This window comes from Salinimonas sediminis (assembly GCF_003429285.1).
Lineage (GTDB): Bacteria > Pseudomonadota > Gammaproteobacteria > Enterobacterales > Alteromonadaceae > Alteromonas > Alteromonas indica.
Genome location: NZ_CP031769.1, coordinates 3,519,684 through 3,543,215, shown reverse-complemented (window position 1 = coordinate 3,543,215; position 23,532 = coordinate 3,519,684). Strand labels below are relative to the sequence as shown.

At 47.6% G+C, this 23,532-nt stretch carries 18 protein-coding genes; 12 read left to right on the top strand and 6 right to left on the bottom strand.

Going from position 1 to position 23,532, the window contains the following annotated elements:
- Positions 1-343 precede the first annotated feature (343 nt).
- A complete protein-coding gene (locus D0Y50_RS15570) occupies positions 344-1,306 on the bottom strand; it encodes a sugar-binding transcriptional regulator (RefSeq protein ID WP_117317848.1) in 963 nt (320 codons plus the stop codon).
- A gap of 14 nt (positions 1,307-1,320) precedes the next feature.
- Complete coding sequence (locus D0Y50_RS15565; RefSeq protein WP_117317845.1) at positions 1,321-1,971, bottom strand: HAD family hydrolase; 651 nt, start codon at positions 1,969-1,971, stop codon at positions 1,321-1,323.
- A gap of 805 nt (positions 1,972-2,776) precedes the next feature.
- Between D0Y50_RS15565 and D0Y50_RS15555 the strand changes: the two genes are divergently transcribed.
- The 8 genes from D0Y50_RS15555 to D0Y50_RS15520 all read left to right on the top strand — a co-directional run bounded on the left by D0Y50_RS15555 (position 2,777) and on the right by D0Y50_RS15520 (position 12,399).
- The gene (locus D0Y50_RS15555) at positions 2,777-4,096 is read left to right on the top strand and encodes a hypothetical protein (RefSeq protein WP_117318806.1); all 1,320 of its coding nucleotides are present in this window, start codon (positions 2,777-2,779) and stop codon (positions 4,094-4,096) included.
- A 190-nt stretch (positions 4,097-4,286) separates the two neighbouring features.
- The gene (locus D0Y50_RS15550) at positions 4,287-5,573 is read left to right on the top strand and encodes an ABC transporter substrate-binding protein (protein WP_408640703.1); all 1,287 of its coding nucleotides are present in this window, start codon (positions 4,287-4,289) and stop codon (positions 5,571-5,573) included.
- A gap of 67 nt (positions 5,574-5,640) precedes the next feature.
- Complete coding sequence (locus D0Y50_RS15545; RefSeq protein WP_117317842.1) at positions 5,641-6,513, top strand: carbohydrate ABC transporter permease; 873 nt, start codon at positions 5,641-5,643, stop codon at positions 6,511-6,513.
- Positions 6,514-6,516: 3 nt separating this feature from the next.
- Positions 6,517-7,347, top strand: coding sequence for a carbohydrate ABC transporter permease (locus D0Y50_RS15540; protein ID WP_108567345.1), 831 nt, complete (start codon positions 6,517-6,519; stop codon positions 7,345-7,347).
- Positions 7,348-7,358: 11 nt separating this feature from the next.
- On the top strand, positions 7,359-8,390 hold the full coding sequence (locus tag D0Y50_RS15535; protein ID WP_117317840.1) for an ABC transporter ATP-binding protein: 1,032 nt from the start codon (positions 7,359-7,361) through the stop codon (positions 8,388-8,390).
- An 80-nt stretch (positions 8,391-8,470) separates the two neighbouring features.
- The gene (locus tag D0Y50_RS15530; RefSeq protein ID WP_117317838.1) at positions 8,471-9,166 is read left to right on the top strand and encodes an HAD family hydrolase; all 696 of its coding nucleotides are present in this window, start codon (positions 8,471-8,473) and stop codon (positions 9,164-9,166) included.
- 852 nt (positions 9,167-10,018) lie between these two features.
- Positions 10,019-11,869 carry a TonB-dependent receptor plug domain-containing protein gene (locus tag D0Y50_RS15525; protein WP_117317835.1) on the top strand — a complete coding sequence of 617 codons (1,851 nt, stop codon included), beginning with the start codon at positions 10,019-10,021 and terminating at the stop codon, positions 11,867-11,869.
- Between the two features lie 77 nt (positions 11,870-11,946).
- The gene (locus tag D0Y50_RS15520; RefSeq protein WP_117317833.1) at positions 11,947-12,399 is read left to right on the top strand and encodes a DUF6314 family protein; all 453 of its coding nucleotides are present in this window, start codon (positions 11,947-11,949) and stop codon (positions 12,397-12,399) included.
- A 39-nt stretch (positions 12,400-12,438) separates the two neighbouring features.
- On the opposite strand, the gene D0Y50_RS15515 is transcribed toward D0Y50_RS15520, so the two are convergent.
- The 3 genes from D0Y50_RS15515 to D0Y50_RS15505 form a co-directional block, all read right to left on the bottom strand.
- Complete coding sequence (locus D0Y50_RS15515; RefSeq protein ID WP_117317831.1) at positions 12,439-13,311, bottom strand: EamA family transporter; 873 nt, start codon at positions 13,309-13,311, stop codon at positions 12,439-12,441.
- Positions 13,312-14,040: 729 nt separating this feature from the next.
- Positions 14,041-15,540 (bottom strand): alpha-N-arabinofuranosidase, encoded by a 1,500-nt coding sequence (locus D0Y50_RS15510; RefSeq protein ID WP_232366281.1) that lies wholly within the window; start codon positions 15,538-15,540, stop codon positions 14,041-14,043.
- Between the two features lie 436 nt (positions 15,541-15,976).
- On the bottom strand, positions 15,977-17,143 hold the full coding sequence (locus D0Y50_RS15505) for an AI-2E family transporter (RefSeq protein WP_108567352.1): 1,167 nt from the start codon (positions 17,141-17,143) through the stop codon (positions 15,977-15,979).
- Positions 17,144-17,670: 527 nt separating this feature from the next.
- Here D0Y50_RS15505 and D0Y50_RS15500 point away from each other — a divergent pair.
- Together D0Y50_RS15500 and D0Y50_RS15495 are read left to right on the top strand one after the other, a co-directional pair.
- On the top strand, positions 17,671-18,252 hold the full coding sequence (locus D0Y50_RS15500; protein WP_117317827.1) for a cysteine hydrolase family protein: 582 nt from the start codon (positions 17,671-17,673) through the stop codon (positions 18,250-18,252).
- Entirely contained in the window at positions 18,249-20,312 is a 2,064-nt protein-coding gene (locus tag D0Y50_RS15495; protein ID WP_117317825.1) for an NAD(+) synthase, read from the top strand. Before D0Y50_RS15500 ends, D0Y50_RS15495 begins: the two co-directional genes overlap by 4 nt.
- Before the next feature lie 856 nt (positions 20,313-21,168).
- Here D0Y50_RS15495 and D0Y50_RS15490 read toward each other — a convergent pair.
- Complete coding sequence (locus D0Y50_RS15490; RefSeq protein ID WP_117317823.1) at positions 21,169-21,936, bottom strand: 4'-phosphopantetheinyl transferase family protein; 768 nt, start codon at positions 21,934-21,936, stop codon at positions 21,169-21,171.
- A 90-nt stretch (positions 21,937-22,026) separates the two neighbouring features.
- Here D0Y50_RS15490 and D0Y50_RS15485 point away from each other — a divergent pair, with 90 nt between their 5' ends.
- Both D0Y50_RS15485 and D0Y50_RS15480 read left to right on the top strand, forming a co-directional pair.
- Entirely contained in the window at positions 22,027-22,290 is a 264-nt protein-coding gene (locus D0Y50_RS15485) for a phosphopantetheine-binding protein (RefSeq protein ID WP_117317821.1), read from the top strand.
- A gap of 63 nt (positions 22,291-22,353) precedes the next feature.
- Positions 22,354-23,532, top strand: a complete 1,179-nt coding sequence (locus D0Y50_RS15480; RefSeq protein WP_108567357.1) for a beta-ketoacyl-ACP synthase — start codon at positions 22,354-22,356, stop codon at positions 23,530-23,532.

Genomic DNA, 23,532 nt, shown 5'->3' with positions numbered 1-23,532 from the left:
GCTAAAGGCTGTTATTATGCCGGGCCATGCGCAGAGCGAAATAATAACGTCGTGAAGCTATTGGTAGCAAGATGCTATCTCTAGCGCAACGCGGCGCCCTGAAAAGCCAATGAATAGCCTCAATAGTGGTACCTGGAGCAAGCCATAGCCTGTCAGATACAGGCTTGTGTGGCTGATATATTATGGTCAAGCCAAGTTATTGTAAGCGGGAATAACAGGTCTTCGTAAATACAATGGAACAATTAAAATCAAACCGCCAGGCTTAATCGGGGCAGTGTTTTTATCGGGCTAAATAGGCGCTGCTGCCAGGCATGGGTGAGGGTTAACCCATCTGGCTATAGCGTCACAGGTCGCTGTTTAGCAAACGGCTAGCAGTGTATTCATTGGTAATTAAGCCGGTCAAAATACCGGAACGCAAGGCCCCATGGATGGCCCCCACTTTATCTTCCCCCGCGGCTATCCCGATAACGGGCTTGTCGGTGAAATCTGCAATGGCCACACTGGTTACCCGCTGATTAATCTCGCAATCGATAATATTGCCCTGGTGGTCATATATCCAACTGATTATCTCTCCGGCTGCACCTTGTGCCTGTAAGGTAGAAAGCTCATTGTCACCAATAAAACCATCGTCATGAAGTGGCGATACAAGCCCCAGATTGCCAATGCCAACGAAAGCGACATCCGCCTGATGAGCTAATTGTTGCACCTTTTCAACATGTGGCAGGGCATGAAGCTGGGTTTTGTTTTCTCTGGAGTTGGCAATAACGGGTAAGGGCATGGGGAAGTGCGCTGCGCCTATTCGCTCTGCCACATGCACCGCGACGTCGTATCGGCTGGCTGAACCGTCCCCGGCAATATTACCTACCATAGAAACCACTTTGTGCTCAGGGCAATGCATGGTGGTTAACTCATCAGCACAGGCACGCAGTATCCTACCTGTGCCAAACGCGATTGTTTGCGACGCCGAGCGCTTTAGCTGCCGCTCAATCTCAGCTGCGCCAGCCTGGGCCAGCCCGGCGGTAGAATCAGGACTATTGTCATCGCTGGGGACTACTTCACAATGGTAGATAGCATATTTGCTACGCAACGCTTTGGCCAGCTCCATACATTGCCGGATTGGATGTTCAATACGTACCTTAATCAGCCCTTCTGAAATTGCCAATGCCACTAAACGCTGGGCTGATTGTCGGGAGGTGTTCAGTTGCCTGGCAATTTCATCCTGCGTTCTACCTGCTACATAATACAACCAGCCAGCCCGGGCGGCGTCTTCTAATTTGCGTTGCTCACTGGTGGGCAAAGTTGGCATAAAAAGTATTCCGTTTAGTAAAGTAAATGAGGAAATTGTACAACAAACTCTTTCCAGTTTGTCAGCGTCTGTTGGGCGTCACAGCGCGCCTGCATATGACTGCCCCCGGTATAATGGCGCCATTGCATACCTGCTGCTTTAGCGGCCAACAGGCCCGGTTCGGAATCTTCAATAACCAGACAGTGTTGTGGGGCTACCGAATAATGCCGGGCGACCAATAAGAACAAATCGGGGGCTGGTTTGCCATTTTTTACCTGTGCCGCGGTGAAAATTTGCTGCGGCGTAAACAATGTATCCAGTCCGGTACAGGCCAGGGCGTGTTGGGTACGTTGCGGACTACTACTGGTGGCCAATGCGCTCGGTATCCGCAGCTTGGGCAGCACCTCATATAAACCGGGCGTTACCCTTAAGTGCTGAGTAAATACGTGGCGCAAACGTTGGGCAAACGTATCAGCCAATGCGGGGGTAACCGAAAGCTCAAACGCTTGGTAAACATGGGCTTTAACATGACTAAAACTACGCCCAAGAAAGTGGCTTTTGAAATAGGCTTCATCAATATTGATGCCTTTTTCGGCAAGCAGGCTGATCCACAGATTCATGCTTAGCACTTCACTGTCTATTAGTACGCCATCACAATCGAAAATTACCAGCTGTATATCAGTCAACTAAAACTCCGGTTCACAGATAGTCCTAAGCGAGTTCGCATACTTGCCCCGGTGCCATCAGGAAGAAATAAAACAGAAAAGCGAGGTAATCTCAATAGTAAACCACCCGTAAACGAAAAGAATTCTTACCTCAGCACCCGTTAAAGCTTCATTAACATTAGGTCCTGCCGGATTATGCCTGGTTTTGCTCAAATTGCTATTAACTCGCAGTTTGCCGCTCCTTCCTATGGGGACATAACACACCGACCGGGCCGCAGCAGAGATGAATTTCAAACTAAAATGCCCGGCGAACCTCATTTCGTGCCGGTAGCTGCGCCAACCGCTTTTGCACAATTCTTTACAAATGCTACAACTTTTGGCTAATGCTCTTTTTTGTTTATATTTTGTTGCCTATTTTAAACCTATTGCTGCGCAATAACCTAGCTTCTCTTTAATTCATTGTCGTCGAAACCAAAGTGATGCGATTTTTATTATGTTTTTAACATTATGATATTATTAACATAATTAATTATGTGAATGTCTTATGATAACGACTTGTTAAAAAATAGTTGACGATAAATCCAGAAAATGGTCATATGCCCCATCGGTGAGCGGATGATCATTTATGTAAATGGGTTCCTGCTTTCTTCCATGTATTGAAACGAAAGGGCCAACGCGTTGTTAAGCCGTTCTGCCTTGTCGGTTAACCAAAAAAAACAGCAAAAGAGAGTGCACAATGCTAGAACATGATCAGGGTCGTCAGTCAGGATCTAAAGCTACCTTCGGCAAAGTAAGTTTGTTAGCGTCGGCAGTTATTGCCGCCACCATGGCGCCGCTGGCCATGGCGCAGGAATTGAGCCAGGAAAAGCCGATGTATGTGCCTCCTAGCGAACCCAATGAGTTTTTGGATGGCAGAGTCCAGGTTAATTTTCTGGCCATGCAAAACTATCAGGCGATTCAGGCAAAAGAAGGTGCATTTCGCCCGGTTGATGAAACCCAGTCAGACGGTTTTGGCCGCCTAAGGGTAAACCTGATGTTTAAGTTTAAAATTACCGACAACATCACTGCCGATATTGATATTGCAGAGGAACCGAACGATTTTGGTAACAATGGTGACCGGGACTTTTCTTTCCACCAGGACTTTGCTGGTATCGAATTTGATATGTTTGGTTTGACCGGTTACGAAAGAGAAAACGCAAGCCTGATACTGCGGGCAGGGAATATTGGCGCTTCACCTTTTCAGTTTAAAGGTTTTCAGGATGGTGCAGATAATCAAGGCAACGCGCTTATCGGTAATGGCATCAACGATTATGCCACGGCGGAAAACGGCATCCAGCTAAGCTACACAGAAACCTTCGACAACGGGCTACTTCGCTCTTATAACGTGGCCGGTCACATGACCACCTCCAGCTTTGGCGAAGCATTTCAAGAAGATCGTGGTTATAACTATCGCCTTCAGGGTACTTTAAACTTTGTCGGTGGATTTAAAGCCGGGCTTAATCTGTTTAAAGCCAATCAGGGCGACCAGTTAGTATTTGAAGACGGTTTGGCCAGCCTGGATGGGGTGACCACCGCTAACTACCGGTTTGGTGATGGCGAGAACTATAATTTTTCAGCCTCACCCTCTAGCGAGCGCGACACTCACGTGGGTGTATTACCAGGGCTGAACCAGGCAATTATGCAACTTAACCTGGCCTATCAACCTTCCGACCAGACCAGCGTGATTGTGATGCTGGGTAAAGCGACCGATGATTACACCTTCGCCGACACCAATGGCAACGCCCTGGCAGGTATCACTTACTTTGGCACCCAGGGTGTGGTTGATGCCGCGGGCACCAGTTTCGATTCAAATCAGGTGATTGAAGCAGATGCTTCAGTGAAGTACTGGGCGGTGGAAGCACAGCAGTATGTGATCCCAGAAACACTTTACGTGGCGGCCCGTTATGCCGAATCTGAAAACACCTCAGACTTAATCGAACAAACTGACAATGACGTAACCCGCCTGCAAGTTTCAGCCGGCTATTGGATTAACGACAGAACGCTATGGAAAATTGAATACGTGAATCAGGAAGAAGGCGTCAATTCAGGCGGCCAGATTGGTGCAGGCTTTGATGGCATCACTTCTGAAATCTCGGTGAAATTCTAACCACGCTGCACAAGGTATCGGGTCGCTGAGGATTGTTCATCATCGGCGGCCGCTAAACCAACCAGACATTTAGTCATACATGACCCCTTTCTTATCTGCGCTATAAATTTTGCTTAATGGCGCGCAGAGGGGGAAGTCATACCTAAAAAACATAAAGGGGAGTAGCCCGATGTTAAAAAAACTATCGTTAATGCTTGCTGGAGCAATGAGCTTAAGTGCCATCGCTCAGACGCAGACTATCACTATCGCCACGGTAAATAATGGCGACATGATAACTATGAAAGAATTAAGTAGCGACTTTAAGAAAAAGTACCCGGATATCGACCTTAAATGGGTCACGTTGGAAGAAAACATTTTGCGCCAGCGGGTTACCACCGACGTCGCCACCGGGGGCGGGCAGTATGATGTAATGACCATTGGTACCTATGAAGTACCTATCTGGAGCAAGCAGGAATGGTTGCAACCGCTGGATGCGCTTGGCGAACAGTACGATGTTGATGACCTGCTGCCAGCGATCAAAAGTGGCTTGTCGGTAGACGATACATTGTACGCAGCTCCTTTTTACGGGGAAAGCTCGATGGTGATGTATCGCACTGATCTGATGGAAAAAGCTGGCTTAAAAATGCCGAAAGCACCGAGTTGGGAGTTTGTTCGAAAAGCGGCCGCAGCGATGACCGATAAAGCGGCGGGGGTTTATGGCTTGTGTCTGCGTGGTAAAGCCGGATGGGGCGAAAACATTGCGCTGCTAACCGCTATGTCTAATTCGTTCGGGGCGCGCTGGTTCGATGAAAACTGGCAACCGCAGTTTGATTCAAAGGCCTGGAAAGACACGCTGGAATATTACGTAGATGTGATGAATAAGTACGGCCCTCCCGGCGCTTCGGCAAACGGGTTTAACGAAAACCTGGCGCTATTCCAGACTGGTAAGTGTGGGATGTGGATAGACGCCACTGTGGCCGGGGGCTTCGTTACGAATAAAAAAGATTCCGAAGTGGCGGATAAAGTCGGGTTTGCGCTGGCCCCGGATCACGGCCTGGGTAAACGCGGGAATTGGCTGTGGGAATGGACATTGGCGATACCTTCAAGCAGTAAAAAAAGCGATGCCGCAATGCAGTTTATCAGCTGGGCCACCTCCAAAGAGTACGCTGAGCTAGTGGCTGAAAAGAAAGGCTGGGCCAATGTGCCGCCGGGTACCCGGGCATCGCTTTATGAAAATCCTGAATACCTGAATGCTGCGCCATTTGCTCAGATAACCCTGGACTCTATCAACTCAGCTGACCCGAAAAATCCTACGGTAGACCCCGTGCCCTATGTGGGAATTCAGTTTGTAGCAATCCCCGAGTTCCAAGGTATCGGCACTGCTGTGGGACAGCAGTTCAGCGCAGCGCTTACTGGCCGGATGACGGTTGATCAAGCGTTGCAAAGCTCTCAGCGCCTGGTGGAAAGGGCGATGCGCAAAGCCCGTTACCCAAAATAATAAGCTCTAAACTGGCGGGATGGTGCGTTAACGCGCCGTCCCAGTTTCACTCGAAAGGGGTCTAGTCATGGCAACCACCCAGTCACGTACGTTAGCCAAAATAATGCTCTTTCCTTCGATCTCACTGCTATTAGCATGGATGATCGTGCCACTTTGCATGACGCTGTATTTTTCCTTTCTGGATTATAACCTGCTCATGCCCGGCGATAATGAATTCATTGGTTTTTTAAACTATGAGTTCTTCCTTACAGACCCGGCGTTTGTTGAATCCTTCTTTAATACCTTATTGCTGGTGGGGGGGGTATTGCTTATTACCCTATGCGGCGGTGTGGGGTTAGCCATACTGCTTGATGAGGCTATCTGGGGGCGTAACTATGTACGCATGATGGTGCTTGCGCCATTCTTTGTGATGCCTACAGTATCCGCGCTGGTCTGGAAGAACATGTTCATGAACCCGGTCAATGGATTGTTCGCGCATTTTGCCCAGTGGCTTGGTGTCACCCCGGTGGACTTTTTTGCCGAGCTTCCCTTGCTATCCATTATCGTTATTGTTTCCTGGCAGTGGTTACCCTTTGCCGCGCTAATATTGCTAACAGCTATTCAGTCTTTAGACCGGGAGCAACTAGAAGCTGCAGATTTAGACGGGGCAGGCCCGTTCAGCAAATTCTTTTATATCGTATTGCCGCACTTATCGCGGGCAGTCACGGCGGTCATTCTGATAGAAACTATTTTCCTGCTATCTGTATTCGCAGAGATACTGGTGACAACCAGTGGCGGCCCCGGCTATGCCTCAACCAATATTACGTATTTAATTTATACCCAATCGCTACTTCAGTTTGATGTGGGTGGCGGGTCTGCGGGTGGGATAGTGGCAGTGATTATTGCCAATATTGTAGCCATCTTCCTGATGCGTTTAATTGGTAAGAATCTGGAGAACTAAAACATGGCCACGAATAGCAGTAATAAAACCAAGGTTATTTATACGCTGGTAGCATGGACCATCAGCGGCATGATTTTCTTCCCCATACTGTGGACGATTATTACCAGTTTCAAAACCGAAGCGGAGGCAATATCAGCTTCGCCCAGTTTGTTTATGTTTGAGTGGACCCTGGAAAATTACACCCAGGTGCTGGCACGCTCGCCGTACTTCGATCATTTTTTAAACTCGGTAATCATTTCATTAGGAGCCAGCATCGCCGGACTATTAGTCGCCATCCCCGCGGCCTGGTCGATGGCCTTTGTCCAAACTAAGCGCACCAAAGGCTTACTGATGTGGATGCTATCGACCAAAATGTTGCCGCCGGTGGGCGTACTGATACCCATCTACCTGTTGTTTAGAGATGTAGGTTTACTCGACACCCGGCTGGGCCTGGTGATCGTGATGACGCTTATCAATCTGCCTATTATGGTGTGGATGCTCTATACCTACTTCAGAGAAATTCCCCACGAGATTCTGGAAGCGGCGCGTATGGATGGGGCCGGGATCAAAGAAGAAATTCTGACTGTACTGCTGCCGATAGCACTACCGGGTATCGCTTCCACCTTATTGCTCAATGTCATTCTGGCATGGAATGAAGCGTTCTGGACATTAATACTGACCGCTGCACATGCGGCCCCGTTAACGGCATTCATTGCCAGTTACTCAAGCCCGGAAGGCTTATTTTATGCAAAATTATCAGCTGCCTCTGTGATGGCCGTAGTGCCTATTCTTATCCTGGGTTGGTTTAGTCAAAAACAATTAGTGCGCGGACTCAGTTTCGGCGCGGTCAAGTAGGAGAACTTCAGATGGGAAGTATTACGTTAAAACAAGTGACAAAAAGCTTTGATGACGTGAATGTTATCAAACCCCTTGATCTTGATATCCGTGATGGCGAATTTATCGTATTTGTTGGGCCTTCGGGCTGTGGTAAATCTACCTTACTTCGCATGATTGCAGGCTTGGAAGACACCACCAGCGGCACCATCGAAATTGATGGCAAGGAGGCCACCAGTGTGCCGCCTGCGAAGCGGGGCCTGGCTATGGTGTTCCAGTCATATGCGCTTTACCCGCATATGTCAGTGCGCAACAATATTGCTTTTCCGCTGAAACAAGCAAAGGTTGCGCCTGCCGTTATTAAAGAAAAAATTGAAAAAGCGGCAACAATGCTTAATCTGACAGATTACCTGGACCGTAAGCCTGGCCAGTTATCTGGTGGCCAGCGTCAGCGTGTCGCAATTGGCCGCGCCATAGTACGTCAGCCCAGCGCATTCTTGTTTGACGAACCGCTATCGAACCTCGATGCCTCATTGCGGGTCAATATGCGTCTTGAAATATCCCAGCTACATAAAAGTTTAGATACCACGATGATTTACGTCACCCATGATCAGGTGGAAGCAATGACGATGGCGGATAGAATTGCTGTATTTAATGGTGGTATCATCGAGCAGGTAGGTACGCCGCTTGAACTTTACCGAAAGCCAGTTAATCGTTTTGTGGCTGGGTTTATCGGTTCTCCCAAGATGAACTTCATTGATGTAGCGCCAAAACCCGGTGATGCGACCCACTCGTTAGGCGTTCGGCCGGAGCATTTTAAAATCACCACTGAGCAGGGCCTTTGGCAAGGGCAGGTTGGGGTAGTTGAACATCTTGGCTCGGAAACCTTTTTACATGTTCATGTAGACCACATAGGAACGCTCACGGTTAAAGCTGATGGTGATTGTCAGGCGGTTTACGGCGACCAAATTAACTTAACCGCGGAACAGGCTAAGATTATGCACTTTGATAAACAGGGAATGACTATTCCGGCATTATCCTGGGGCGGGGAAAGTGCCGCCTAAATACCTCGGATAGTAGCGAGCGTTATTGGCGGGTTCGGTAACGCTTGTTTTCAAAGCTCGAAAAGATAGGGAATATGATAATGCCGGGTAATTTCACTATACAGCCGACGTTACAAAACAGCGATATCCGTTTGGTAATCTTTGATTGTGATGGCGTTTTAGTGGACAGTGAAATACTGTGCAAGCGCGTATTGGTTGGTATGCTGGCAAGCCTTGAAGTCACAGTGTCTGATCATTACTTTGATACTTACTTTCTTGGCCAAAGCTATGAGTCAGCCCACAGGCAGATTCATCATGATTTTAACGTACTGTTACCGAAGGACTTCCGGGATGACTATCTCAACACGTTACTTCGTGTGTTTGCCGAGGAACTTGAACCTACCGAATACCTCAATAGCGTACTTGACCAGCTGAATGTGAAAAGTTGTATAGCTACCAGCAGCAGCCCGCAAAGGGTCAATTTTGCTTTGCAAACCACAGGGTTACTGGCGTTTTTTGACGGCAGAATAACCACCAGTTCAGAAGTACAAAAAGGCAAACCCGCCCCGGATATATTTTTACATGCGGCGGCTAAGATGAATGTGCAGCCAGAACACTGTCTGGTTATTGAAGACTCCCAGGCTGGCATTGAAGGCGCGTTAGCTGCCGGTATGGAAGTGATAAAATACACTGGGGCTAGCCATTTATCCGGTAAAGCGAACGCTTCTTCATCGAATGTCTCGGTTATCAGCCATTGGCATGAGCTTTCCTCGGTAGTCCCCGGTTTGTTCAAATAGAATCTATTTGCAGCTCCTAATAATTAGAGCTGATTATTCTGCCGTTAAAGCGCAGCGTGTTGGCTACAAAGCATAGCGCTCGCTCTATTATAGTGACGTAATGCCCCGGCAGAATAACGAAGGCTTTCCCTGTAGCAACGTCTATTCCTGGGTAGCCGTGTTACCACTGTTGATGTGCTTGGTGGGGGTTGTTTAAAGGCAAATATCCGTAGTAAGCGTATTTGTCAGGCCGGCCCGATAGGCTGGTTGGTTTATTCTTAATTTACCGTTTGTGTCCTCCCAAAGCGGTTAGCTGGCACCTTTCATCGCGCTGCTGCAACGCGCGGCTTCCCCCTGGTTTAGCCTAATCTTGAAGGTTAGCTTGCTCACCCTACTCAGGCCATAGTGTAACGCCCTCTGGCAATGTAGTCCGAGCTTGTCTTGCATTTTAATATGTTAATTAACCGATTGACATTGTTCTAACTTCATCAAGTAACCGGGCGATAATGCGGGGTGCTTTGCGGGTGCTGGGGGCGGCCGGCAATACTAACCATACGAAGGATAAAATGGGGCAGGGCTATGCGCTGGATGTAGCGTATTGCACTACAGTGCACCACGTGTTTACATGCGTGCCCGGACGGGGGTTAGGTTTAGGGCGCTTGTTCTATTTGCGCTGCACTTACTCGGTTTAAGCACGAAAGTAGCAACGGCTGCGGCGATGGGTTTAAAACGCCTTTAAGATGGTTTCTATCACTTTAAAGGCAAACCGGGTTTTGACTGACGTCTTTTCCAAAGCATAATACAGGCGAATACCTCGCTTATTAATCGCTGCTTAAGCAGTGGTACGTTGACCATCAGCCATAAGGACACACAATGATTCGCGCTGTAACCCACCGGGCTTTATGCATTAGCTCGCTTTTTTTACTCCCTTTTTACGGTAATAGCGCTACCGAACCAGAGGTCGAGAAAATAACCGTAGAAGGCGCAGCCACTGCAAATGAGTCGCCTGTTGGTACCTTCAATTCGCCGGTTTCTAACTTAGAGTACGATCCCAGAGTCGATCTTCAGTCCAGAAACATGGCAGAGGCGCAAGCTGATGTGACCATTCGCGGCGGTATATTTGAAAATACCGGCTTTAGGATTGGCAGTGCGACGATTATAGACCCGCAGACGGGACACTACTTTGCCGAGATCCCCATCGCCCCGGAAATGCTAAAAAAACCGGCTATTTTAACCGGTGTGGATAATGCGTTATACGGCATGAACAGTTCGGTAGGCACAGTGGCTTATGCATGGCGGCCGATAAAAACGGCAGGCAGTGTATCGGTAGGTGTAGGAAATAATAACGCCAACCTTCAGCGGGCCTACGCTGCAGTAAGCTGGCCGCTAAGCGGGGCCGCCGCATGGAAACTGGGCGCCGAAGGCGAATATTCGCGGTCTGAAAGTGATGGTTCTATCGCAAATGGAGATCACCACTTTGAGCGTGCAGCGGGGCGTATTCAGCTATCGGGCCAGCAATCACAAACTGATTTGTTTGTTGGCTATCAGGAAAAGTTTTTTGGTTGGCCTAACTTATATACGCCGTTTAATGTGAATGAAACGGAAGACTTAGAAAGCCGTTTGTTGATGTTTAATCACCAGCAGCAATATGGGCGCAACAGTAATATTGAAGTGTCAGCTTACTATCGAAAACACCTTGATGATTATGTTTTTTCACGAGAAGATCCCCAAAGTTTTCGGGCTTTTCACGAAACCAAAGTTGCGGCATTGGCATTGTCGGGACAGCATAGCGTGGATACGCACTGGGCACTGAACTACGCGTCACAGTTTAGCGCTGATGATATTGCCTCTACCACCCTGGAAAATAACTTTGTATCACGTAAGTACAGCAAACTAAGTGTAGTGCCTCAATACACCTTTGGGGTTAGCGAGAACGAACAGGTAATCTTGCGATTAGGGGCGGCGTATGACGACACTAACCGCGACGACGCACAGCTTTCGCTCATCAGTGATGCGGTATGGCGTAGCCTGCACGCTGACAACACTTCGCAGACAGTTAGTCTATCTTATGCGCAAGCCTCTCAGGTAGCGGGTTATACCGCAATAGGGGGCAGCACAACAAGTGGCCTGTTTCGAAGCAATGACACATTACAGCGTGAAACAAGTAAAAACCTGGAGCTCGGGGTTTCCTTAGATAGCATCGAATGGCGTTTGGACTCGGCAGTATTTTATCGGTGGGACAATGACCTAACTGATTGGACTTATCGTTTTGATGCTACCTCTGCGCGGGTAGCTAACCCGGTAGATATTGAAACTATCGGTGTTGAGTTCTTCGCTGTGAAAAGGTTGGAAAAAGCTGACCTTGTGGCTGGCTACACCTACCTTCACAAATCCGAAGACTACCGCGACGCAGCGATTGATGCGAGTTTTTATGCGCTAAACTACCCGCCTCACCGGCTGACATTTGGTGCCGTCTGGTATCCTGTAACCTGGCTGGAAATAAGAGCCGACAACGAGTGGCGTAAACAGCAGGAAAACGCCTTAAGAAATGGCGCAGATAGCGCTTTTTTCACGCATCTGACACTAACTTATACTCCGCCACAGATTAACGGTTTTAATATAGTGCTGGCTGTGGACAATGCGTGGAATGAGTCTTTTGAAGAAATCCCAGGTACGCCGGGCCGGGGCCAGCAGCTATCGGCCACAGCAACCTATTCATGGTAAGGCTAAGCGGACCGCCAGACTGTAGCGGCCCACAGGGCCAGCCAGGCAGTCCGCCATTATTTCGGTAGAACAGTAATATGCATAAAAACACTCCAGCTGAATCTGTTTCAGCAAACAATCAACCGTTTGGGTTACCCGACTTTGCAGGGGCATGGCAGCTATATAAACACATCCAGCAAAAGGATGGGGCAGTGTTTGTATTTGAAGGGCAGGCAGAGTTTACCTATGCAGACAGCTATTTACACTACCATGAATCAGGGATGGTGAGTGCGCCAGATGGAAGGACGTTACAGGCGGCACGCAGCTACAAATGGCGCCAGTTAGATAACGGCCATATAGAAGTATTGTTTGATGACAACCGCTTTTTTCACACCTTTAGTCTGGCCGCTCCGGTGGCAGAACATCTTTGTGGAGCCGACCATTATGTAGTGGACTATGGGTTCTCCGGCTGGCCTGAATGGACCTCTACATGGCAGGTAACGGGCCCCCGTAAAGATTATACAATGTTTAGCCGTTTTACCCGGCAGTAATGTGTTTGTAGGCGGCTTACTGGTAGTAGCACAAGGTCTTTAGCTACCGGGGGCCTTGCGATCTTGTTGGCTGCGATGCTGGGATAACCACAGCGCCAGACCAATAATTGCCCCTCCAATCATAAGGCGGCTAAAGTCGGTGTCTTTTTGCCACAGTACAAGGTTAACAATAAGGCCGGCAGGTATAAGGGCGTTATTCATGATAGCCAATGTGCCGGCAGATACTTTAAGGGCGCCCTGGTTCCAGAAATAATAACCTAAACCGGAAGCAACTACACCAAGCCATAAAAGCACGCCCCACTGTGTGGCATTTTGCGGTAATTGACTGGTATTCCCCAATACAAGAAAGGCCGGTAGGGCAACCGCTAGCGCACCGATGTAAAACCAGGCAAAAATATTATGACTCGCCACCGTGGGAACAAAAGTGGCAGCCAGCTTCCGGTAACCTACTTGGCCAAGGGCGAAACAGAGGTTTGCGCCTTGTACAATAAAAAAGCCCGTCCAGAAGTGCTCGCTGACGCCTTCAAAACGTATCGCCGCCGCCCCCACTGTCGCCAGTATGGCGCATAACAGATGAAAGGGGGTAAATCGCTTGAACAGGGCGTCGTTGAGCATTGCAACGTAAAGCGGGGTGAAAATAGTAAACAGCAAAACTTCCGGCACCGACAAAAACATAAAGGAGTGATAGAAGAAGATATACATTACCCCCAGCTGTAGCGCCCCCAGCAAGGCAAGGATTCCTTTTTGCGTAGCGGTTAAACGCGAAACTTTCAGGAAGGGCAAAAACACTAAGGAAGCTAACGTTACCCGGGTTAAAACCGCAAAGTAGCTATCCACAGCGCCCGCCAGGTATTCACCTATCAGGGAAAAGGAAAATGCCCATAAGAGGGTGACAGCGACTAAATAAAACACGCGAAACTCTTTTACAAAGTGAAGTGAGCGCTAAACTATTGCATCGCGACGGTTTAATCAATAGCGCTGCATCTGAGCATGAAAGCAGGGTCGTAGCCGTGGGCCGAGACAACCCTGCTAATTTACGTAAGGTAGCGTTCCTCCTTAGCTGCCCAATTAACACACCACGTAAGCTACGTATCACGGCGATACGCTACATCGCGTAGACACCCACCTTACGCAGGATAATCGATAGGCAATAGCAGGGTTTTTAGAAGGGTCTATGGCCAACTACTTAGCCTGAACACCCACCTTTCTTTTTCCAGAGGGGCATGTGAACCCATAGTTATAGAAGGTGGGTGTCTAAACTAAAACGGATGTTGATTATAAGGTGAGGAGATTGCTAGACACCCACCTTTCTTTTCCAGAGGGGCATGTGAACCCATGGTTATAGAAGGTGTGTGTCTAAACTAAAACGGATGTTGATTGTAAGGTGAGGAGATTGCTAGACACCCACCTTTCTTTTTCCGGAGGGGCATGTGAACCCATGGTTATAGAAGGAGGGTGTCCAAAGTAAAACGGGTGGTGATTATACGGTGGGGATATTGCTAGACACCCACCGAATCTCGTTTAGTCAGCTTACCTCGATAGACATCCATCTTTCAGGCTATGCCAGACAAACTCTGCGGGCTCAGGCCCCACGAAAGCGTAGTATGCTAACTATGAATCCGTAGGACGCTCAGCCGCGAATTAGAGCTGGCCCAGATTAAGTACCATCAGTGATTTGGCAGGTATCGAAATAACCGTGCTCCCGTTTACCTCGGTAGCGGTATAGTCTGTTGGATGAATATTATCGGGATGGTCAAACGTATTGTGTCCATCCATGTCCCTACTATTTAATAATTTTCCTTTAACTTGGCTAACCTGGGGTAAAGCTACCTCGACAGCGTTGTCAACTTGTGTGTTTATTAATGAAATATAGATATCGCCATTTAACGCTTTTGCCGCCGACACACTAAGCGCGGGAATAGCGTCATCACCATGTTGATACAGCGGCGTATCACTTAAGTTGACCGGCAGATAGGTCGCATCTTGAAATGGGATATGCATTTTAAACGCGTAATAGGTAGGGGTTAACAACATCTTTTCTTTGTCGGTCAGAATCATCGCCTGCAATACATTGACCATCTGTGCAATATTCGTCATTTGTACACGCTTGGCGTAGCGATTGAAAATATGGATGTTTAACCCTGCGACAATTGCGTCGCGTATCGTATTTTGCTGGTATAGGAAGCCAGGATTGGTACCTTTATCCACGTCATACCATGTTCCCCATTCATCTACATAAAACCCAATTTCCTGTTCAGGATCAAGTTCATCCAAGATGGCAACATTATCGGTAATGAATGTTTCCATTCGCAGAGTCTGCTGCAAGGTTGAAAACCATTGCTCTTCAGGGTAGCCCGTGGCGCTGCCTTTGGTTTCCCAGTCGCCTGTGGGCAGGGTGTAATAATGATGACTAATAGCATCCATACGTACATTGCCTGACCGCTTTATTTTTTCTGCTAACGTCTGCGTCCAGTTGGTCTGAACGTCGGTACCACCGCTGGCAATAAATTTCGGCTGGTTATTTTCTGGTGCCTTTAAGAAGGTAGTATATTGTTTGTAGAGATCGGCATAATAGTCTGGTGTCATATTGCCACCGCAGCCCCAGCTTTCGTTGCCCACGGCAAAATAATCCACTTTGAAAGGGCGCTCACGGCCATTTTTCTTGCGTTCCCGCACGACCGTGGTATCGGCATCCGATGTCATATAATGCAGCCATTCGACCATCTCTTTTGGGCTACCCGTACCCAAATTGCCATTAATGTAGGTTTGTGCCCCCACCAGTTCTGCAAATTCGAAAAATTCGTGTGTACCAAATGCATTGTCTTCTATCACACCGCCCCAGTTGCTGTTGACGGTTCGCGGCCGCTCATTCCGAGGGCCAATACCATCTCGCCAGTGGTATTCATCAGCAAAACAACCGCCAGGCCAACGTAACAGGGGAACTTTCAGGTCGATTAGCGCCTGTAATACATCTAAGCGATATCCATTCTTATTCGGGATTGGCGAATCTTTTCCTACCCATACACCTTCATAAATACCACGGCCAAGATGCTCCATAAATTGACCATAAATATTTTTATTTAATACCGCACCTGGGCGCTGTGTATCAATGGAGATATCGATTCTGGCAGTATCAGCCATAGCCGCAAGGCTGACCATTGAAAAGCATAAGAATAGCAAAGGCTTAACGCTAACCATGATATTTGGAATCCGTTATTTAATAGCAACCCACATAATAACGCCTTATTGCATAAACGGTGATAACGAGATTTGCCTATATTCTTATGGAATTTGCTATTGTATGGGCAGCATAAGAAAAACCGGGTAATCGGGTCCATGATGAGCGTATTGATGGTGTCGATAAATATGTATTCTGTGAATATTATTGTGACAAAAAATAATGTGGTAGGCACGTCATAGGCAATTGCGTGAATACAGTTTCTGCAGGGTAGAAAAAGAATAATTCGGGTAGGGCAGCCGGGTATTAATAACTACCCGGCGTTCTTCAACATAGCGGCTTAAGCGGGTATTCCGTACGTAAAAATGTGTAATATAAAGGCTACATATATTGAGTTATTTATTTCGATTTAATAAGCTTTATCCAATGGGGTAGTACGCCCAAATTTTTCAGAATAATTTTAAAACTCATTAATAATGGTACGGCAAGCAATACGCCTACTACGCCCCATAACCATCCTGTAACAGACAGCCACAATATAATTATCAGGGGGTTAAGCTGCATACTTTTGCCCAATACCGCCGGCGTAACTAACTGCGATTCAATAATGTTAATACCTAGAAACAGGATGGCGGGCAGAAGCGCAGCGCTGACCAGGCCAAATTGCACCACGCCTGCTACCAGCAATATACTGCAGCTAGCTAATCCGCCCAGGTAAGGCACAAAGTTCATTAACGCTACCAGCGCGCCCCACAATAACGCGTCGTCAACTCCCATATAGGTAAACACAGCCGCGGTAGCAAGGCCTAAAAACGCATTAATAATACTTATGGTAACGATATACCCGGATAGCTCTCTTTGAATCTGATTCACCAGAACCAGAGCGCGTCTTTTGTTGGTAACGATAGGGAAATCTTTAATAAATACGCTAAATAACCCAGGGCCGAAAACGAGTAAAAAGAAAATAAGAATAATACACGCGAATATCTGTGCCAGCAGTAGGGGGGCACTACTGAACATTGTAAGGCCCATCTCAATGCCGCTTTGCTTTAATTTATCAGTGACCGTGGTGCTGTTTTCCTGCTGGGCTACGGGGGCTTCTGCATCCTCATCGTCATCGCTGAACCAGTCAAAAAATGAGGCATCCTCTTCCTTCGCTGCAGCGTCCGGCGGGGTTTTTTCCACCTCAAGATTGTTGCTTATCTCGTCAATTTCCTGAGTTATTTCGGCTGCTATTTTGGGTAGTGAGTGCATCCAGCGTTCTGCAGGTTCGGCAAGCTCCAGGCCTAAGAATGTGAAAGGCGTCACCAGTAAAGCCATTAGCGCAGTAGCCGATATGGTCCGAGGTATATAAAATTTTCTGGCCACGCTAACCAGCGGGCTTAATAGCAAGGCAATAAATGCCGAGAAAAAAAGTGGAATCAGCAGTGATTTTGCCAAGTATAGGGTATAAACCACGGCTAAAGTAACAAGTACTTTGAGCAATCTGGTTTGATAAGTTTCTTTAGGATAGGTGGCCGGATACGCCCTTTTCTGGGTATCTTTTACCGATTCTGATGTGTCCATGTGCCAGCCTTATAGGAAGTAGGTGTTGCGTGGTCAAGTTGAGGGTATTTCAATAGCTTATGGGTTTGCGCTGAAGCACCGCCGGTTCACAGTTTACGCGCTAGTTGCCATTCAGGCATCAACTTTTAAATAATAAAATAGCAAACCCGTTATAGCACCCTAAGCGTGGCTTTGTGCAAAATAGCCAATACAGGGTCACCATAAAACCGTATCCCTTAGTTACCCGCATTACCCAGATACAGGCATAGATATTTGTATATCACTATTGCCCTGCCATTTATCGGCATACATATTATATTAAAATCAGCGTTCGTTATTTTTTATTCTTTAATTCAGATATTTTGCTTCGCTCATTTAATAGTTCCTTTGTATCACGATTTCGGACAGCTTATTTTTCTTAAAGTGTTTAGGTTCAGACTGATCTGAATCCTCCCATCATGACATATCTGTAACGTGCGAGTCAGTTTCACACTTGGTGAACGCAGTGATTCTATTGAATAAACAAATTTGTCTTATGGAGCCGACGCATGAACAAGCCAGCTGATTTTCCGGATAAAAGTAAACTGGTGTTAATCGTTATCGACATGATAAATGACCTTGAGTTTGAAGATGGCGAGAAAATGCTCCCTCCAGCGCTTGAGGCAGCCCGCAATATCGAAAAGTTTAAAAACGAACTTTGCAAAAAATCAATTCCTACGATTTACGTAAATGACAATTTCGGTAAATGGCGCTCAGATTTCCGACAATTGGTGAAACACGTTATGGAAGATGATGTCCGAGGTGAAGAAGTCACCCGGATACTGCATCCGGATGACGACGACTACTTTGTCATAAAAGCCCGCCATTCCGGTTTTTTTGGTACCACCCTGGAAACATTATTACAGCATCTTGGGGCCGAAACCTTAATTCTGGCTGGTCTTACCGGTGATATTTGCGTTCAGTTTACCGCGCAGGATGCCTATATGCGCGAGTTCGATTTGATAGTCCCCCCTGACTTGTTTGTCTGCGCAGACGACGAGACAAAACGCACAGCCCTGACGCAGATGACCCAAACCTGCAAAGCTGCTACGCCTTTCTCCTACGACATTAATCTGGAAGAATATCTGTGAACAAAAACCAATCGTTTAATAACATCTATACGCACGGGTTCGCTCGGGTAGCAGTCTGTATACCCGAAGTGAAAGTTGCCGACCCCGCTTATAATAGCTCGCAAATCATTGCCCTGGCAGAACGTGCTGCATCGCAAAGCGCGGCGGTATGTTTGTTTCCTGAATTAAGCATCAGTGCTTACTCATGTGGTGATCTGTTTCATCAGGACACATTGTTGGATGCCTGCGAAGAAGCTATCGAAAAAATCAAAACCGCGTCTAGATCGCTGCGGCCGCTACTGCTGGTGGGTTCCCCATTGCAAGTGGAAGGAGCACTTTATAATTGTGCCTTGGCTATACACGACGGCAAAGTGCTGGGGGTAGTGCCTAAAACCTTTCTACCCAATTATCGCGAGTTTTATGAAAAGCGGCAGTTTGCCTCGGGGCGTGACTGTCTGCTTAACGAAATAGACCTGTTAGGCGAACGTGTCCCGTTTGGCTCAGACCTTATTTATAATGCCGTAGATGTAAAACATTTGCGTATTCATAGCGAAATTTGCGAAGACTTATGGACGCCCATTCCGCCAAGTTCCTATGCCGCACTAGCAGGTGCCACATTATTAACAAATCTGTCAGCCAGTAATATTACAATAGACAAAGCCCGCTACCGCAGAGACCTATGCGCCCGGCAATCAGGAGCCTGTGTTTCTGCCTATTTGTATGCTGCCGCAGGGCCTGGCGAATCCACTACCGACCTGGCCTGGGATGGGCATGGGTTAATCTTTGAAAACGACATTTTGCTAAAGGAAGCCGGCCGGTTTACCCCTGAAGCAGACCTGATTGTGGCTGATATTGATTTGGAGCGATTAAGCCAGGATCGGATGCGCTTAACCAGTTTTCATGATTCTGTAAGTGTGCACCGGGAACAGGTAGCAAAAGTACGCCGTATTGATTTCACCCTGAACCCTGCTGAGGCCGGTTTGCCGCTTTTACGAGAAGCGGACAGGTTCCCGTTTGTGCCTGCCAATAATGATGATTTAGATACGCGGTGCTATGAAACTTACAATATCCAAATTCATGGACTACAAAAACGGCTTACTGCATCTGGTTTTACCAAGCTCGTGGTAGGTGTATCGGGCGGGCTTGATTCCACCCATGCCCTTATCGTGGCCGCTAAAACAATGGACCGGATGAACTTACCGCGTGCCAATATCCTTGGGTATACTATGCCCGCTTATGCTACCAGCAGTAAAACCAAGAGTAATGCGCATATACTGATGGAAAGCTTAGGAATTACTGCCAAAGAAATCGACATTCAACCTTCCTGTGATCAAATGCTTGAAGATATTGAGCATCCTTATGCTAAGGGCGAGGAAGTTTACGATGTCAATTTTGAAAATGTTCAGGCCGGCGAGCGTACATCACATTTGTTCAGGCTGGCTGGGCAAAACCACGCGTTAGTATTGGGAACGGGCGACTTATCAGAAATTGGTTTGGGCTGGATGACCTATGGCGTGGGCGATCACATGTCTCACTACAACGTAAATTGCAGTGTGCCCAAAACATTAATTCAGCACCTAATACGCTGGATAGCTGACCAAGATGAATTTGACGCTGATACCTGCAACGTTTTAACCGATATTGTGGATACCGAAATATCGCCTGAATTGGTGCCAGGCGAGGACAGTTCTGACGAACCTGCGCAGAAAACCGAGGATAAAATAGGCCCGTACGAACTACAGGATTTTAATTTATATTGGATTACCCGGTTTGGTGTGCGACCTTCAAAAGTCGCGTTTCTTGCTTACCATGCATGGTGTGATGTAAGCCAGGGAAAATGGCCCAGTACGCTGCCAACCGAAAGTCGCAATGAATACACGCTGGAGGATATCAAACACTGGCTGGAGGTGTTCTGTTATCGCTTCTTCAAAATTAGCCAGTTCAAACGTTCAGCCTTGCCTGATGGGCCCAAAGTTGGTTCGGGTGGTTCTCTGTCACCGCGGGGAGACTGGCGCGCGCCCAGCGATGCCGAGGCAGAGGTCTGGTTGGAAGAGATTAAAAATATTCCTACCGAATTGTAATCTGCTGCTCAGGTAGGTAGCCGTGTAAAGTGTGTCACGTCTTATGCAAGCAGGCTCGTTTTGAGCCTGCGTTTGCTATCTGTGCAGGGCAGGCATGGCGACCTTGTTTCAGTGCCCATCTAAAGCCCCTCAAAAAGTAACGCTCGCCGCCTATCTATACACATACGCTGGGCCTGAAATAACCCCAAGTGCTTTGAACAAAACCCTCATAGGGTCAAACCCGCAACCTGGCTTTCAACCGGCTATATTGTGGCAGCGTAGCGCCAGGTTATGAGGGTAATGCTGGTGTTGGCCATAGGTGTATGTAGGCCTTTGGTCGCCTTGGTTAGGTCAGATATGCACAGCTATCCGGCAAGCCGTTAACCAGGAAAATCAGCTAAGGGTGATAGATAATTGCCAAAACGCAGCAGGGAATACCATCCCCGCTATGTTAAAAGTAAAGTGGAGGGGTAAGCCAAAATAAGAATGAGGGGGAAAGCGTTATTTTTAAATGGCTTATTTCACATGGCTTATTCTAATTTGCCTTGTATGGTGAGAGTTGTAGAAAGTGAAACAGGTGGCATCAGCTCGCTATCCTCTACGTGTTTTTGTTTAATACGGACGCTGGAAAACTCAGCATTCAGCCCTTACCAGCAACCTTTATCCAATCTATTCAACCTATGAAGCCTACCCAGCCAGCTATATGCGTTAGGCTAGCCACGAACTGCACTAATTTTAGCACCTGGTTTTAGCAATTGGTTTTAGCAACTGGGCGGCCGCCCGTGGCTATCTGCTCACCGCTTTTGCTCTCAGGTTCATAACGAAGGTAAAAACGCCAGCACCAGAAACATCATTATTCAAAGCAATCTTTGTTTGGTTAAGTGAGGGGGTTAAACAGTAGCCGCCTACGGCTGATGTTTAATACTGTATCTGGGGGGGATGCTATCGCGAGGGCAGTACTGAATGTGTCGTTGTAAACTTGATGGTGGAACAGCCAGTGGGGGTGAGCGGCTAAGGCTGGATCGGCCACCCTAAGCCGGGGGCTGGCTGCTTCAGTATTACAAAAATAGAACCCGTTTCCGGGTATTGCCATACCTTTTCCTTCGCCTTTAATAAAAGCCTCTTTTAATGTCCACAATTTATAAAATTGTAGAATATCTGCAGGAACATTATGGGGGCCACGCAGTGTGCCGTATTCAGCCGGGTGAAAGTAAAACCGAGCAAGGTCGTAAATATTTCTGGTGTTATCAATGTGTTCAATATCTACGCCGCATTCACGCCCAAGCGTGACTGCAATCAATATAATGCTGCCGGAATGAGACAGGTTGAACTGTATATTTTCACTATTATTGGCAAGTGCCGGTTTTCCATAAGGGTTGGTGGTGAACCTGAGATCCCGGGCCCCAGGGTGGTTTAACAGTGCATTAAGAATGCAACGTAACGCAACGCGAGCTATCAAAAACTGATGTTGCCTGGCTGCCTTTCGAAACTGTTTCATTCTGTTTTTTTCGCCATCAGACAACAAGCTTAGCCCATCATCCAGGACCTTTGAGGGGAGAGCATCATTGGTATCGATAAGCCATAAATGAACCTCTTCATCGGCAATGTCTGCCACGGGATAGGAAGGGGTGAAATCACAAAACATACAAGGTTGCAGAAATAGTTTTTAATGTAACATTAGTTTAGACTAGCGCCCTTTGCGATAGAAGCGTTCATAGTAAGGATTATATAAACTATGGCTACACAAACAGCATCCGAATTGAAAATGGCTCAGCTTTTGGTTGACGCCCTCAACCTTGAAGACATGGAAGCAGAAGAAATTGACCCTGAAGAACAATTGTTCGGTGATGGGTTAGGTCTTGATTCTATTGATGCACTGGAGATTTCTCTAGCAATATCAAAAGAATACGGTGTACAAATTAAAGCCGAAGACGAAGGTACTCGTGAAGCATTTGAAACGTTGAGAAGCTTAACGACATTTGTTGAAAAGAATAAATAATACCGGGCCAGCGTCTTATCAATTGAGCGGTAAAAACGAATTTAGCGGGGCCATTCTACCGACATGAAAATAGATATCATTGACTATGAATCCTGTTCAGCAGCTGGGGTAAATATCAGTGCATTACGGGCCTCCCTGAGGCAACATAAAAGCGGCCTGATTAAAAACAACCTGCCAGGGTCTGCTATTGATACCTGGGTGGGTGTGGTAGGGGAAATTGCTGAGGTTAATGACCTGGGTCAGTGGCAGAGCCGGAATAACGCGTTGGCGGCACTAGGTTATGCGCAGGGCACTATCCGCCATACCGTAACCAACTTGATTAACCAGTATGGCGCGGCGCGAATTGGTTTGATAATGGGGTCGAGTACATCCAGTATCGATCGCACCGAAGAAGCGTACACCAAGCTTAACCAAGACCATACCCTCAGCGAAGAATTCATCCAGCCAAATGTCCATAACCCTCATGCGCCTGCTCTTTTTGCCGCGCATCTTACCGGTATAAAAGGCCCGTCTTTGACTATCAATACGGCCTGTTCATCGTCTGCTAAGGTGTTTGCTACCGGTGCGCGCTGGTTGGCCACCGGGATTGTTGATGCCGTACTGGTTGGCGGCGTGGATACCTTATGCCTGAGCGTATTGCACGGCTTCAATTCGCTGCAATTGCTATCTGCGAATCCGTGTAAACCCTTTGATCAGCACCGTGATGGTATTAACCTTGGCGAGGCCTCTGGTTTCGCGGTTTTACAACGGGCTGGCGAGAACGATAATGGCCGGGGGATAAGGCTGGCCGGTTATGGCGAAAGCTCAGATGCCTATCATATGTCTCACCCCCACCCCGAGGGCCTCGGTGCACGCTTGTCGATGACCCAAGCGCTGAGTCGTGCCGGGCTGACCCCTCGCGATATTGATTATATCAATTTGCATGGAACCTCCAGCCGGGCCAATGACTTGATTGAAGGCAAACTGATATCTGAATTGTTTCCCGACTCCGTACGCTGTTCATCAACCAAGGCATGGATGGGGCACACTTTAGGCGCGGCGGGTATCACTGAAGCCATTGTGGCAATGGATACGCTATCCACCAACGTGATCCCGGGCTCTAAGAACTTAGAAACGCTGGACGAAGCATTGAATTTTTCTATCAAAGCCGCCGATGAAACAAAAGTGTGTCAGCATGTAATGACCAATTCATTCGGCTTTGGCGGCAATAATTGTACACTTTTGTTTAGCAGGGCTGAGTAA

What these genes read in the sequence shown, in the direction of transcription:
- D0Y50_RS15520 (WP_117317833.1), top strand. Translation starts at nt 11,947, where the DNA reads ATGCATAAAAACACTCCAGCTGAATCTGTTTCAGCAAACAATCAACCG.
- D0Y50_RS15500 (WP_117317827.1), top strand. Translation starts at nt 17,671, where the DNA reads ATGAACAAGCCAGCTGATTTTCCGGATAAAAGTAAACTGGTGTTAATC.
- D0Y50_RS15490 (WP_117317823.1), bottom strand. Translation starts at nt 21,936, where the DNA reads ATGTTTTGTGATTTCACCCCTTCCTATCCCGTGGCAGACATTGCCGAT.
- D0Y50_RS15480 (WP_108567357.1), top strand. Translation starts at nt 22,354, where the DNA reads ATGAAAATAGATATCATTGACTATGAATCCTGTTCAGCAGCTGGGGTA.
- D0Y50_RS15485 (WP_117317821.1), top strand. Translation starts at nt 22,027, where the DNA reads ATGGCTACACAAACAGCATCCGAATTGAAAATGGCTCAGCTTTTGGTT.
- D0Y50_RS15505 (WP_108567352.1), bottom strand. Translation starts at nt 17,143, where the DNA reads ATGGACACATCAGAATCGGTAAAAGATACCCAGAAAAGGGCGTATCCG.
- D0Y50_RS15555 (WP_117318806.1), top strand. Translation starts at nt 2,777, where the DNA reads ATGGCGCCGCTGGCCATGGCGCAGGAATTGAGCCAGGAAAAGCCGATG.
- D0Y50_RS15530 (WP_117317838.1), top strand. Translation starts at nt 8,471, where the DNA reads ATGCCGGGTAATTTCACTATACAGCCGACGTTACAAAACAGCGATATC.
- D0Y50_RS15550 (WP_408640703.1), top strand. Translation starts at nt 4,287, where the DNA reads ATGCTTGCTGGAGCAATGAGCTTAAGTGCCATCGCTCAGACGCAGACT.
- D0Y50_RS15570 (WP_117317848.1), bottom strand. Translation starts at nt 1,306, where the DNA reads ATGCCAACTTTGCCCACCAGTGAGCAACGCAAATTAGAAGACGCCGCC.
- D0Y50_RS15545 (WP_117317842.1), top strand. Translation starts at nt 5,641, where the DNA reads ATGGCAACCACCCAGTCACGTACGTTAGCCAAAATAATGCTCTTTCCT.
- D0Y50_RS15540 (WP_108567345.1), top strand. Translation starts at nt 6,517, where the DNA reads ATGGCCACGAATAGCAGTAATAAAACCAAGGTTATTTATACGCTGGTA.
- D0Y50_RS15535 (WP_117317840.1), top strand. Translation starts at nt 7,359, where the DNA reads ATGGGAAGTATTACGTTAAAACAAGTGACAAAAAGCTTTGATGACGTG.
- D0Y50_RS15525 (WP_117317835.1), top strand. Translation starts at nt 10,019, where the DNA reads ATGATTCGCGCTGTAACCCACCGGGCTTTATGCATTAGCTCGCTTTTT.
- D0Y50_RS15510 (WP_232366281.1), bottom strand. Translation starts at nt 15,540, where the DNA reads ATGGCTGATACTGCCAGAATCGATATCTCCATTGATACACAGCGCCCA.